Annotated in this window: 12 protein-coding genes and 1 tRNA gene; all 13 read right to left on the reverse strand. The window is 62.8% G+C overall.

Going from position 1 to position 13,520, the window contains the following annotated elements:
• Positions 1-27 precede the first annotated feature (27 nt).
• The 13 genes from DDZ17_RS01275 to pabC all read right to left on the reverse strand — a co-directional run bounded on the left by DDZ17_RS01275 (position 28) and on the right by pabC (position 13,515).
• Positions 28-303, reverse strand: coding sequence for an HU family DNA-binding protein (locus DDZ17_RS01275; RefSeq protein ID WP_116364149.1), 276 nt, complete (start codon positions 301-303; stop codon positions 28-30).
• Positions 304-521: 218 nt separating this feature from the next.
• Positions 522-2,933, reverse strand: coding sequence for an endopeptidase La (gene lon / locus DDZ17_RS01280; protein WP_116364150.1), 2,412 nt, complete (start codon positions 2,931-2,933; stop codon positions 522-524).
• 119 nt (positions 2,934-3,052) lie between these two features.
• On the reverse strand, positions 3,053-4,342 hold the full coding sequence (clpX, locus tag DDZ17_RS01285) for an ATP-dependent Clp protease ATP-binding subunit ClpX (RefSeq protein ID WP_116364151.1): 1,290 nt from the start codon (positions 4,340-4,342) through the stop codon (positions 3,053-3,055).
• 110 nt (positions 4,343-4,452) lie between these two features.
• Positions 4,453-5,094, reverse strand: a complete 642-nt coding sequence (gene clpP / locus DDZ17_RS01290) for an ATP-dependent Clp endopeptidase proteolytic subunit ClpP (RefSeq protein WP_116364152.1) — start codon at positions 5,092-5,094, stop codon at positions 4,453-4,455.
• A gap of 71 nt (positions 5,095-5,165) precedes the next feature.
• Entirely contained in the window at positions 5,166-6,488 is a 1,323-nt protein-coding gene (gene tig / locus DDZ17_RS01295) for a trigger factor (RefSeq protein ID WP_116364153.1), read from the reverse strand.
• 106 nt (positions 6,489-6,594) lie between these two features.
• Positions 6,595-6,679, reverse strand: a tRNA-Leu gene (locus DDZ17_RS01300).
• A gap of 153 nt (positions 6,680-6,832) precedes the next feature.
• On the reverse strand, positions 6,833-8,218 hold the full coding sequence (locus tag DDZ17_RS01305; protein WP_157976384.1) for a hypothetical protein: 1,386 nt from the start codon (positions 8,216-8,218) through the stop codon (positions 6,833-6,835).
• A gap of 3 nt (positions 8,219-8,221) precedes the next feature.
• Positions 8,222-9,250, reverse strand: coding sequence for a beta-N-acetylglucosaminidase domain-containing protein (locus tag DDZ17_RS01310; protein WP_157976385.1), 1,029 nt, complete (start codon positions 9,248-9,250; stop codon positions 8,222-8,224).
• Between the two features lie 387 nt (positions 9,251-9,637).
• Positions 9,638-9,991, reverse strand: a complete 354-nt coding sequence (locus DDZ17_RS01315; protein ID WP_116364156.1) for a PilZ domain-containing protein — start codon at positions 9,989-9,991, stop codon at positions 9,638-9,640.
• A gap of 20 nt (positions 9,992-10,011) precedes the next feature.
• The gene (gene holB / locus DDZ17_RS01320; RefSeq protein ID WP_116364157.1) at positions 10,012-10,995 is read right to left on the reverse strand and encodes a DNA polymerase III subunit delta'; all 984 of its coding nucleotides are present in this window, start codon (positions 10,993-10,995) and stop codon (positions 10,012-10,014) included.
• Positions 10,992-11,648, reverse strand: coding sequence for a dTMP kinase (tmk, locus tag DDZ17_RS01325; RefSeq protein ID WP_116364158.1), 657 nt, complete (start codon positions 11,646-11,648; stop codon positions 10,992-10,994). The genes holB and tmk overlap by 4 nt, the downstream gene beginning before the upstream one ends.
• Complete coding sequence (mltG, locus tag DDZ17_RS01330; protein WP_116364159.1) at positions 11,648-12,676, reverse strand: endolytic transglycosylase MltG; 1,029 nt, start codon at positions 12,674-12,676, stop codon at positions 11,648-11,650. Before mltG ends, tmk begins: the two co-directional genes overlap by 1 nt.
• A complete protein-coding gene (pabC, locus tag DDZ17_RS01335; protein WP_116364160.1) occupies positions 12,673-13,515 on the reverse strand; it encodes an aminodeoxychorismate lyase in 843 nt (280 codons plus the stop codon). The genes mltG and pabC overlap by 4 nt, the downstream gene beginning before the upstream one ends.
• Positions 13,516-13,520 lie beyond the last annotated feature (5 nt).

Genomic DNA, 13,520 nt, shown 5'->3' on the forward strand with positions numbered 1-13,520 from the left:
GCCAGCGGTTGCTGGGGAACGCCGTGATCAGGCGTTTACCGCGTCTTTCAGCGCTTTGCCGGCCTTGAAGCCAGGCACGTTGGAAGCGGCGATCTGGATGGTAGCACCGGTTTGCGGGTTGCGGCCTTCACGGGCGGCGCGCGGCTTGACGGCAAAGGTGCCAAAGCCAACCAGCGATACCTGCTCGCCCTTGGCGAGGGCTTCGGTGATGCTGTCTACCACGGCGTCCAGCGCACGGCCTGCGGAAGCTTTCGGCAGGTCGGCGGCGGCTGCGATGGCATCAATGAGTTCGGTCTTGTTCACACTTATCCCCTTGGAATTTATAGGTGGCGTTTTGGATGAGCCCCTGCCTCTGCGGGGGCAATCAGTTGTCTGTTCGGCTGCTGCTGCGGTTAGCACCGCGACCCTGCACGATGCCGGAAACCCTACAGATATCGGGCTAAAAGCTACCGGGGTAGCCGCCTGATCAGTCGGCTGACTTTATACCAGAGCTTGGAATTGGGTCAACCGGAAGCCTCGTATTAATGCGTATTTATGCGGTTTTGCTCACTTTGTTCATCGTCTTTGCCCGCACCCAGGGTGCCGGCCAGGTACTCCTCGTCGCTCAGCGGCTCGGGCATCTGCTCAAGGGCAATGGTCAGCACTTCATCGATCCACTTGACCGGACGGATCTCCAGATGCGCCTTGATGTTGTCGGGTACTTCCTTCAGGTCGCGTTCATTCTCTTTCGGAATGATCACGGTTTTGATGCCGCCGCGACGGGCCGCCAGCAGTTTCTCTTTCAGCCCGCCGATAGGCAGCACCTCACCGCGCAGGGTGATTTCACCGGTCATGGCCACATCGGCGCGCACCGGAATGCCCGTGCACACAGAAACCAGCGCGGTACACATGGCGATACCCGCACTGGGGCCATCCTTCGGGGTGGCCCCTTCCGGAACATGGATGTGCACATCGTGCTTCTCGTGATAGCTGGCGCTGATGCCCAGCATCTGCGAGCGGCTGCGCACCACCGTGGTGGCCGCCTGGATGGATTCCTGCATCACATCGCCGAGGGAGCCGGTCTTCACATGGCGGCCCTTGCCGGTGACAGACACGGCTTCAATGGTCAGCAGTTCGCCGCCCACGGAGGTCCAGGCAAGGCCGGTCACCTGGCCGATCTTGTTCTCTTCCTCGGCAATGCCGTAGTTGAACTTACGCACGCCCAGCAGATCCGCCAGCATGTCGGGGCTGACCACGGCACTCTCGCCCTGCAGCTCCAGGGTGATGGCCTTGACGATCTTGCGGCAGAGCTTGGCAATTTCACGCTCCAGCGCGCGCACACCGGCCTCGCGGGTGTAGTAGCGGATAATATCCAGCAGGGTAGCCTCCGGTACGTCGATCTCGCCCTTCTTCAGGCCGTTCTGCTTGATCTGCTTGGGCAGCAGGTAGCGCTGGGCGATATTGACCTTCTCATCCTCGGTGTAACCGGGGATGCGGATCACTTCCATCCGATCCAGCAGCGGGCCGGGGATGTTCATGGTGTTGGAGGTGCACACGAACATCACATCGGAGAGGTCGTAATCCACTTCGAGGTAGTGATCGTTGAAGGCGTGGTTCTGTTCCGGGTCCAGCACCTCCAGCAGGGCGGAGGCCGGGTCGCCGCGGTGATCCATGCCCATCTTGTCGATTTCGTCCAGCAGGAACAGCGGGTTGCGCACGCCGGCCTTGGCCATTTTCTGCAGCAGTTTGCCGGGCATGGACCCGATGTAGGTGCGGCGGTGGCCACGAATTTCAGCTTCATCGCGCACGCCGCCCAGGGCCATACGCACGAATTTGCGGTTGGTGGCGCGGGCCAGGGATTCACCAAGGGAGGTTTTGCCCACGCCGGGCGGACCCACCAGGCAGAGCACGGGGCCCTTCACCTTGCGCACGCGTTTTTGCACCGCCAGGTACTCCAGAATGCGCTCTTTGACCTCTTCCAGGCCGTAGTGGTCGGCGTTGAGGATGTCTGTCGCGCGCTTGAGGTCGTGCTTGACCTTGCTGCGCTTGGCCCAGGGCACCGATACCATCCAGTCGATGTAGCTGCGCACCACCGAGGCCTCGGCGGACATGGGTGACATCATCTTCAGCTTGCCGAGTTCGGTCTCTGCCTTTTCCTTGGCCTCTTCCGGCATCTTGGCGGCGTCGATACGGCCCTGCAGTTCATCCAGTTCATTGGGCGCTTCGTCCATCTCGCCCAGTTCTTTCTGGATGGCCTTCATCTGTTCGTTGAGGTAGTACTCCCGCTGGCTCTTTTCCATCTGTTTTTTGACGCGGCCACGGATGCGTTTTTCCACCTGGAACAGGTCGATTTCCGCCTCCATCAGGCCCATCAGGTGCTCCAGACGGGTGCGGATATTGGCCATTTCGAGGATTTTCTGCTTTTCCTCCAGATCCACGCTCATGTGCGCGGCAATGGTATCCGCCAGGCGGCCGGGCTCGTCGATGCCGGTCAGCGAGGTCAGCACCTCTGCCGGCACCTTTTTGCTCAGGTTGACGTATTTCTCGAACTGGCCGACGGTGGAGCGCAACAGGCCCTCGACCTCTTCCTCGGGAATCTCGTCACTCTCGATCTCGCGCACGCCGGCCACGGCAAAACGGCCGTCGTCGTCAACGGCATCGATCACGGCGCGATAGCCGCCTTCCACCAGCACCTTGATGGTGCCGTCGGGCAGCTTGAGCAGCTGCAGGATGTTGGAAACGGTGCCGACCTGGTAGATATCATCGGCACCGGGGTTGTCATCCGAGGCATCGCGCTGGGCGACCAATAGCACCTGCTTGTCGCTGGCCATGGCGTCTTCCAGAGCCTCGATGGATTTTTCCCGACCCACAAACAGCGGCAGCACCATGTGCGGGTACACCACCACATCGCGCAGGGGCAACAGGGGAAGTTCGATGACAGAGGAGGAACCCATACTTATCTCCGGGTTGGGGAATCCGAGGCTTACAGCCCTATATGGGGACCAGTGGCCCCGCTACAAGGGGCTGCAGGCAAATGCCCGGACCCGGCACGGCTGTGCCGGGTCGACAGGCGCTAATCGTCCTTGGACGCGGTGCGGGGAGCCGGCTCGCTGTTCTGGTAGACCAGCAGCGGCTCGCTGTCGCCGCGGATCACCGACTCGTCGATCACCACCTTGCTGACGTCATCGCGGGACGGAATGTTATACATGGAGTCCAGCAGTACGCCCTCCAGGATGGAGCGCAGGCCGCGGGCGCCGGTCTTGCGCTCCATGGCGCGCTCGGCCACGGCACGCAGGCCGTCATCGCGGAAGTCCACCTCGACGCCCTCCATTTCAAACAGCTTGCTGTACTGCTTGGTCAGGGAGTTTTTCGGCTCGGTGAGGATTTTCACCAGCGCCGGCACGTCCAGCTCTTCGAGGGTCGCAATAACCGGCAAACGGCCGACAAACTCGGGGATCAAGCCGTACTGCACCAGATCCTCGGGCTCCAGGTCGGACAGCAGCTCGCCGACGTTGCGGCTCTCGTCCTTGCTCTTCACCTCGGCGCCAAAGCCGATGCCACCCTTCTCGGAGCGGTTGCGAATCACCTTGTCCAGGCCAGCGAAGGCGCCGCCGCAGATGAACAGGATGTTGGAGGTGTCGACCTGCAGGAATTCCTGCTGCGGGTGCTTGCGGCCACCCTGGGGCGGCACGGAGGCAACAGTGCCCTCAATCAGCTTGAGCAGCGCCTGCTGAACACCCTCGCCGGAAACATCCCGGGTGATCGAGGGGTTGTCCGACTTGCGCGAAATCTTGTCGATCTCGTCGATGTAGACAATGCCCACCTGGGCCTTTTCCACATCGTAGTCGCACTTCTGCAGGAGCTTCTGGATGATGTTCTCCACATCCTCGCCCACGTAGCCCGCCTCGGTCAGGGTGGTGGCATCGGCGATGGTGAAGGGCACATCCAGCAGGCGCGCCAGCGTCTCGGCCAGCAGGGTCTTGCCGCTGCCGGTGGGGCCCACCAGCAGGATGTTGCTCTTGCCAAGCTCCACGTCTTCGCGGCCGCTCTGGCCGTGACGCAGGCGCTTGTAGTGGTTGTAAACGGCCACAGACAGCACCTTCTTGGCGCGCTGCTGGCCAATGACATATTCGTCCAGGATGGCCTTGATTTCCTGCGGAACCGGCAGGCGGTCCTGCTGGGTGTCGGAGCCGCTTTCCTGGACTTCCTCGCGAATAATGTCGTTACACAGGTCGACACATTCATCGCATATAAACACCGAGGGTCCGGCGATCAGCTTGCGCACTTCATGCTGGCTCTTGCCACAGAAAGAGCAGTACAGCAATTTGCCGCCATCGTCGGATTTGGTGGTTTCGTCACTCATTCAATCGACCTACATACTTCCATTCGGGTCTTGGCGCTGCATACGCCTTAAAGATGGGGGTTTTTACCGCGCATTGCAAGCCCGGAAAAACCCCTCTCGAAGCAGGGAAATCAGGCGCCTGGCGCGCTGCGGCTGCTGACGACTTCGTCGATCAGGCCGTATTCCTTGCTCTGCTGGGCGTTCATGAAGCGGTCGCGCTCGGTGTCGCGCTCGATGGTGGCCAGGTCCTGGCCGGTGTGCTCCGCCATCAGCTGGTTCAGCCGCTCGCGGATGATCAAGATCTCCTTGGCGTGGATATCAATATCCGTGGCCTGACCCTGGGCGCCGCCGCTGGGCTGGTGGATCATGGTGCGGGCATTGGGCAGGCAGAAACGCTTGCCCTTGGCGCCGCCGCTGAGCAGAAAGGCGCCCATGGAGGCGGCCTGGCCAATACACATGGTGCTCACATCGGGCTTGATGAACTGCATGGTGTCGTAGATCGACAGCCCCGCAGTGACCGAACCGCCCGGTGAATTGATGTAGAGGTGGATATCCTTGTCGGGGTTTTCAGACTCCAGGAACAGGAGCTGCGCCACGATCAGGTTGGCCATGTGGTCCTCCACCGGACCCACGGCAAAAATCACCCGCTCCTTGAGCAGGCGGGAGTAGATATCGTAAGAACGCTCGCCCCGGGAGGTCTGCTCGACCACCATGGGAATAAGGCCCAGGTTGGTAATGGTGTTCTGGTTGGTGCCGTGTGGCTGGTAAGGCATGAACGCGTCCCCGTCGATGGATTATGGCTGTGCAGGGGCAGCCGCAGGGCCGCCCCGGGGAGAGAGCGGTATCAGGCCTGGGGCTGTGCCTGCCCGATGGCCTCCTGGTAGCTGCACTCCTTCTCGGTAATTTGGGCATTCTCCAGCAGTTTTTCAACCACCTCGTCCTCAAGAACCTTGGATTCCACGGAAGACAGCTGATCCGGGTTGGCGTAGTACCAGTTCACCACCTCTTCCGGCTCCTGGTAGGTGGAGGCCAACTCTTCGATGGTGCTGCGCACCTTGTCGGCATCGGCTTTCAGCTCGAACTTGCTGATCATCTCCGACAGGATCAGGCCCAGCTTTACGCGGCGCTCTGCGTTCTCGGTGAACATGTCATCGGGCAGCAGGGATTTCAGGTCCAGGTTCTGGCCGGCGGCACCGCCGAACTGCTGGAACATCTGGTTGCGCAGCACATCCACTTCCTGGGCGATCAGCGCCTTGGGCACTTCCAGGCCTTCGTGGGCAGCCACAACAGCGTCCATCACCTGCTGCTTGACCTTGCCTTCCACGGCGTTTTTCAGCTCGCGGGTCATGTTCTCGGCCACTTCTTTGCGGAATTGGGCTTCGCCGCCCTCTTCCACGCCATAGAGCTTGAACAGGTCTTCATTCAGTTCCGCCGGGGTCAGGGCGGTCACGCTGTTGAGCTTGACGGCAAACTCCACCGCCGCGCCCTTGAGGTCCTCGCTGTGGTAGTCCTCGGGGAAGGTCAGGGACAGGGTTTTTTCCTCGCCCGCCTTCATGCCCACAATCCCGTCTTCAAAGCCGGGGATCATGCGGCCGGAACCCAGCTCCAGGTCAGACCCTTCGGCGCTGCCGCCTTCGAAGGCTTCGCCGTCCTTGGTGCCGGTATAGTCGATGTTGACCTTGTCGCCTTCAGCGGCGGCGCGCTCAACTTCTTCCCAGGTGCCCTGCTGCTTGCGGAACACTTCGATGATGTTGGAGACGTCTTCGTCGCTCACTTCTGCCACCGGCTTCTCGACGGCAAAATCCTTCATTTCGGCCAGCTCGATTTCAGGGAACACCTCAAAGGTGGCGATGTATTCCAGGTCTTTGCCGGCATCGAGGTTTTTCGGCTCGATGCTGGGCTGGCCGGCCGGGCGCAGCTTCTCCTGCACAACCGCCTCCTGGAAGGACTGGCTCATTACCTCACCCAGCACTTCCTGGCGCACGCCGGCACCAAAGCGCTGGCGCATGACCTTCATCGGCACTTTGCCGGGGCGGAAGCCGGGCAGGCGCACGTTGCCGGCGGCCTTCTGCAGTCGGGAATCGACCTCGCTGTCGACCCGTGCGGCGGGTACACCGACGGTCAGGCGACGCTCCAGCTTGGAAGTCGTTTCAATAGATACCTGCATGGTAGATCCTCACAATCCTGAATTCATTGGGCGCGTACGCCACTGTATCGAGTGTATCGAGCCGGCAACCCCGGCACTGCGCCGATCGGCCCCGGCGGGAGTAAACTGGTGCGGAAGGGGGGACTTGAACCCCCACACATTGCTGCACTAGAACCTAAATCTAGCGTGTCTACCAATTCCACCACTTCCGCGCATTGCACTGCCACCCGAGCGGCCGGCAACACGCTGGAGGCATCTTCAAAAATGCGCCCTAAGCGATTGATTCTTCAACAATAAAAGGCCGGCAAAGCTGCAACTGGGGGCAGTTACAAGGGCGCAGATTCTGCCACAAAGGCAGCAGCGGTTCAACTGCCCCCGCGGGGTCGGGCCAGCAGCAGGACCAGGGGCTGCGCGGCATCGGCCGCCGCGGTGTAGGGGCGGCTCCGCCTGGGCAGCAGCAGGGCCTCGCCGGGGACGAAAGCGTCGTCGCCGCTGCGATTGTCATTATGGCTGGTGGCATCGCTACCGCGCGAGGCGTCACCCAACCGCAGACCGCCACTGACGACCATCGCCAGCGCGTAGTTATCCACCGCCTCGATAGCCATTGAGGCGCCGGCTGTGAGCGTTACCCGCTGCACTTCGAAGTCCTCGAAATCGACAATGCGCTCAATGCGCAGCTGCTCACTATCGCGCAGGATCTCAAACGCCTCATCCGGCGGTGGCGCCAGGTGCATTACCTGGGCCGCCTCGCGGGTATCCCAGTGGTCCTGGGTCAGCACACGCTGGGCAAAGGAGAGAATTTTTCGCTCGTACACCGGCGTCTGGAACTCCACGGTGCGCACGCCATGCTGCAGGGAATGGGGCAAACGCAGGGGCACCTTGACCACATCCCCCACACGCAGGGGGCGCAGGAAGGTGAAGCGATCCATCTCGGCGCGCAGGCGCGCCTCTTCGGCCAGCACATCTCCCGCGAGCGGCGCATCTTCCTGTGACTGCCCTGTGCCGGCTTCACCCGCCGCGGCGGCATCGACCTGCCGGCGCACTTTTTCATAGGCTGACACGGCGGCGATGTAGGCGGCGCGAAAGGCTTTGTCGGTTTCAAAACCCGCCCGCACCGCCGGGTCAAAGCCGTAGCGTATGGCACCAACCCCGTCTGGCCAGGCTGAGCGGTCGATGTGCGTTACCACGTAGACCTCCCGCTTCTGCTCGTGCAGCTCGAAGTACAGGTCTCCCCGTACGGGCTCGGGCAGGGGGTCCAGAATTTTCAACAACACCAACGCCCTCCCCGCCTGCCCGGCGGCGCTGGCGGGCGCTGCGGCCTGCAGCCAGGGGATGGGCAGCTCCCTGCCGTCAGCAACAAAGGCGCAAACCCCCCGCTCCTCGACGCCGGTAAACCAGATCTCCTGACCCCAGGGCTTGGGAATGTGCCGGGGTGAAAGCGCCATGGGCTGGGTCGGATCCAGCGCAGGCAGCGCGTGCTCATCCAGCCAAGCCGCAAACTGGGTCTCGACAGGCAGCGCCGGATTTTGCTGCAGGGCCGCATCGGTCACGCTCAGGCGCAGCCCACCAGCAGTTTGCAGGTACAGGGCAGTCAGTGACTGAACGGGGGCCCCTGGCAGCCAGTACTGGGGCAACTCGAAATCGACCAGCAGCAGTGCCGGCTGGCTCTCTGGCTGCCAGTTCGCCAGCGCGCGAGCCGGTTCACCCTGGCTGTAGTGCAATGTAGGGCTGGGGGTAATGGCGTGTCGCAAGGGTCAGTCCGTCAGGCAGGCGGGGTCGAAAGTATATTCACCGCGCAACCAGCCGGCCACCTCCCCCGCTGCTGCGCCCGGCAGTGCGGCATATTCGGCGGCCAAACGGCTGCGCGCGGCAGCATCCAGCCCGTCCAGCCCGACCTCCTGAAACCGCCGCCCGTCGCGCTGCAGGTGCTGCCAGCAGTCGCTACCGAGCGCTTGCGCCTCCCAGTCCTTCGGCAGCGTGGCGGTGCCATACAGCTCGGCCAGGCCGCGCAGGGCCGGCAGCGACAGCCAGGCCTGGTTCATCGGGTTACAGAAGTGGCCCCGCAGCGCATCCCCCAACCCCGCCTCCCGCCCGGCGAGCGGCGCGGTATAAAGATGTTTGCTGCGCAGGGCGCCATCGTTGACCGGGTAGTTGTCCCACAGTGTCAGCGGGCGCCGCAGGCGCGCGCCAATCTCCAGCAGTTCCTGCCGCCCTACCCGCTCGGCGCACACTTTGCTGCCGGTCCAAAAAATATCCACCTCGACATCAATTGCCGCGCCCAACTCATCCCAGTAACCCGCCGGCATGGCGCCAAAATGCTTCTCCAGCACCGGGTCGAGGGAGTAGTAGGTGGGGCACATCAGCAGGCGCAGGTCGGGAAACCAGTGGCGGATGTCGGCGACAATCTCAGCCTGGCGCTGCGCCAGATCCGGCACATCGCCCGGCATGTCATCAAACAGTATCGCCAGCAGCGAGCCACCGAGGGCGGCTATGCGCTCAGCCTTCTCCCGTAACTGCCGCCGCTCTGGCGCGCCGTAGCGCCGGTAGAGGGCAAAGGGCGACAGCCCCACCCCGAAATGGAGCCCGCGCTCACGGAAGTCGGTGGCCAATGTGCCGAGTGCGCGCCACTGCGCCGCGGGCCAGTGCTGCTGCCACTGCTTGCGCAGGTAGGGGTCGGCCTTGGGGCAATAGAGGTAGGCGTTCAGGCCCATGGCCGGCATGAGCTCGGCATAATCCCGACGCGTGGCGCCGCTCCAGGTACGCCCATAAAAACCTTCAACCACACCAACGAGAAATTCATTTTCTCGTTGTTTATCAGGTAGATGTGGTGATTTATTCAAGCTTTCCATTAAACAATGACATTCCAAAAGCTTATATCGAAATATAATGTACTGTTATTTCAATATTTCAAAATAAGCTAAAAATCGCGGGAATAGACTGTGGAAAATTGCCGTAATTGAGCGATACTAGAAGTGTGGCTGCCTATCCCCTAGTTCAAACGGGCGGTCACAGGAGCACACCCAATGCTCCTCAGGGAAGCAATTCCTTTATGTTTCACTCCTAATGGTCTTATTGGGTCCCAAATGGGACCCATTTTTTTGACCTTGAAATTCATAAAATCAATCACTTATAAAAACTTCCCAGAATCCACTTCACAAACGGGGCGCCGCTCACATCGTGTGGGTGGGTCGATCGGAATTCAGGGAGCCGGCCAGATGGTTTTCAATCTTGGCATTGGCGGCAGCATCCTGCTCGGAAAACTGCACCCCGATACCGGCCGTGCGATTGCCCTGTGCCCCGCGGGGTGTCACCCAAACGACCTTGCCGGCAATCGGGATCTTTTCCGGCTCATCCATGAGGGTGAGCAGCATGAATACCTCATCCCCCACCTGATAGGTTTTGTTGGTGGGGACAAACAGGCCGCCGTGGGTAAGGAAGGGCATGTAGGCTGAATACAGCACCGCCCTGTCCTTGATGGTCAGTGACAGAATGCCGTTGCGACTGTTTTGCGCCTGATCGTTCATCAACCCCCCTGCCCGTTTTGCTATGCCGGCATCTTAGCACTGGCCGACGGCATGCCCAACCGCCGCAGCTGCTCCAGCAGCGATTCCTTGAGCAGCGCCGCATTGGGGTTGGAACCCCCTTCCATTGCCCGTTGAATCCGGCGCAGTTCATCCAGCAGCGCAAAGCCCGCAGGCCCCTGCACTGCCAGTTGCCCCCGGCTCAACTGGCGAATGCGGCCCTCAATAAATTCGGTCATCAATGCCAGAAATGCCTCGCTGTCCACGTCGGCCAGCGCAGCTGCGGTATCCACCGGCGTCGCCTGCCCCGACAGCACGGCCGCCAGGGCCGCGGCCTGCGCTTCGCGTGCCTCAGCGGAAGCATCGCGATAATAGCCTTCCGCATGCAGCGGTGCGCCCGCGGCCAGCGCCAACAGCCTGGCGCTAACGCTGCGCTCGCCGGTAAGGCTGTCCAGCCAGTCTAGGGCCTGCGCCTGGGGTGGCAGGGGCAGACGCAGAATCTGGCAGCGCGAGCGAATGGTTGCCGGTACGCCGTGAAGGCGCTCGCAGACCAGCAGGATATGAGTGTTGGCGGCCGGCTCTTCCAGGGATTTCAGCAGGGCATTGGCGGCGTTGGTGTTCATGGCATTGGCCGGCGCAATCACCAGCACTTTGCGCTCGCCAAAGCCGGCGGTCCAGTGAGCAAAATCAACCGCTTCACGCACCTGATCGATTTTGACCACGCGGCTTTTCTCGCCCGGCTGCAGCCACAGGAAGTCGCCGTGGGCGCCACTACGGCTAAGTTCGCAGCCCTGGCACTGGCCGCAGTTATGCCCTGCGCTGGGCTTGTGGCACAGCAGCAGCCGGGCCAGCGCCAGCGCCAGGCGCGACTTGCCCGTGCCGGGCGAGCCCGCCAGCAGCAGCGCATGGGGAAAGCGCCCCGCCTCCAGCTGCTGGCCCAGGCGTTGCCACACCTCGGCCTGCCACGGCAGGGGCGCGCTGACAGCCGGCAGTCCTTCAAGATTCATTGGTGGCGCACGCTCCAGCAGTCCAGCAGTTCGCTGCAAACGGCGTGCAGCTGTTCGCGCACTGCCTCCAGGGGCTGGCCTGCATCAATCACCCGAAACCGCCCACTGCTCTCGCGCGCCAGGCGCAAGTAAGTGCCGCGTACCCGCTCAAAGAATTCAAAGTGCTCCTGCTCGAAGCGATCCAGGTGGCCGCGATCCCTGGCGCGCTCCATGCCCACTGCCACCGGTGCATCCAGCAGCAGGGTAAAGTCGGGGCGCAGCTCCCCCTGCACCAGCGACTCCAGCGTTTGCACCAGGGTCGCATCAAGCCCCCTTCCGCCGGCCTGATAGGCGTAGGTGGCATCGGTAAAGCGATCACAAAGCACCCAGCGGCCAGCCGCCAGGGCCGGCTCGATAACCTCGGCAATGTGCTGGGCGCGCGCAGCAAACACCAGCAGCAGTTCCGCCAGCGGATCCACCTGCTCCTCGCGCTGCTGCACCAGCAGGTCGCGAACCTGTTCGGCCAGCGCCGTGCCGCCGGGCTCCCGGGTCAGCACCATGTCGACGCCGTGCTCGCGCAGATAGCCTTGCAGGTAGTCGATGTTGGTGGTTTTACCCACGCCCTCCCCGCCTTCGACGGTGATGAACAGGCCTCTGGGTTGTGGAGCAGACACTAGGGATTCCCCGGTTTGGATCGATAGTCTTCGCGGCGGCGAAGCTGGTATTTACGCACAGCGGCTTCATGCTCAGCAAGGCTGGCACTGAAGACATGGCTGCCATCACCCCGGGCAACAAAAAACAGGGTATCGCCATCGGCCGGGTTGAGGGCGGCGTGGATGGCGGCTCGCCCGGGCAGGGCTATCGGTGTGGGCGGCAGCCCGGCGTGGCGGTAGGTATTGTAGGGGTTGGCTTCATCGCGCAGGTGAGTGCGCCGCAAGTTGCCATCAAAGGTATCGCCGATACCGTATATGACCGTCGGATCGGTCTGAAGGCGCATCTGTTTTTGCAGCCGCCGCACAAATACGCCGGCAATCTCCGGCCGCTCGGAAGGCACCCCGGTTTCCCGCTCGATGATGGAGGCGAGAATCAGGGCCTCGTAGGGACTCTGCAGGGGGCTGCCATCAGCCCGCTGCGCCCACTCCTCGCTAAGGGCCTGCTGCATGGCGGCAAAGGCCCGCTGCAGAATCTGCCAGTCGCTGTCGCCCCGGGCAAAGCGGTAGGTTTCCGGCAGGAACAAGCCCTCCGGGCCCGGGTAATCCGCGGTAAGGGCAACAATACGCTCATCATCAATGCCCGATAGCTGCCGCTCCAGCACCGGGTCACTCCCCAGCACGGCAAGGGCCTGGGCCAGGGTGAGCCCCTCCGGCAGGGTCACCTGGTAGTGAATGACGTCACCACGGGCCAGCAGGGCCAGCAGTTCGGTCGCCGTCATGCCCGGCTCGAGCCGGTATTCGCCCTGTTTAAGTTCGGCATCCACACCCGCGAAACGGCCGTAGGCAATCAACAGCAGGGGGTGCTCCATCACGCCGGCCTGCCCCAGGCGTTCGGCGATGCGGCGCAGGGAGTCGCCTCGCCTTACCTCAAACACCATGCCGGCGGGCGCGATCGCCAGTGGTTGCTGCCAGCGGCGCTGGACTTCAAGCGCCGCAAGCCCCACCGCTATCAGCAATACGACCAGTGCGGTCAGCAGCGCGCGCTTCACTGTGCCCCCGCCATACCTGGCTCTCGACAGGCGGCGTCGTGCAGGGCCCGCGCCAGGGGGAAGGCCGACCAGCGCTGGCCAGCAAAGGCGGCAACCGGGCGGATGCCCTGCAAGCTATTGCAGATAAACACCTCATCCGCCGCCTGCACCGCTGACACGTCCAGCACGGCCTCTGTAACCGCAATGTCCTGCGCGGGTGCCCAGCGCTCGATCACTGCCCGGCGTCGCGTGCCGGCCACACCGCTGGCACCCAGCCGCGGCGTTACCAGGCGGCCCCGGCTCGCCACAAACAGGTTGCCCGCGATGGCCGAGATCACATGGTCATCGTCATCCAGCATCAGGGCCTCGTCCCAGCCTTGCCGGGCGCACTCTGCTGATGCCAGAACCTGCTCCAGCCGATTGAGGTGTTTGATGCCTGCCAACTGGCGCTGCTTGGCCAGTCGTACCGACGAAAGCCCCAACTTCAGCGGCTCGCGCCAGGTGCCGGGGTCGCTGGCCAGGGGCGTTAATTGGGCGATGGTGCGCGGTGTTTGCTGTGCGGGCGGCGCGTAACCACGCGGGCCGCCGCCGCGGGTAACGGTCACGCGCAAGGCGGCGTAGCCGGTTGGGGCCACTCTACTCGCGCGCGTCACCGCCTCTGCCAGCACCGTGGGCGACGCCGGCAATGCTAGGCGCCCAAGCCCGGCCTGCAGCCGCGCCTCGTGGAAATCCAGCAGCACTGCACCGCCGTTGTACAGCAGGAGGGTTTCGAACACCCCGTCGCCAAAAGCCAGCCCGCGATCCGGCAGCGGCAGGGTCGAGCTGAGCTCGCCGTCTATCCAGCAGGGATCTGCCGTCACCGCAA

It is taken from the genome of Parahaliea mediterranea (genome assembly GCF_003402235.1).
In the GTDB taxonomy this organism is placed as follows: domain Bacteria; phylum Pseudomonadota; class Gammaproteobacteria; order Pseudomonadales; family Halieaceae; genus Parahaliea; species Parahaliea mediterranea.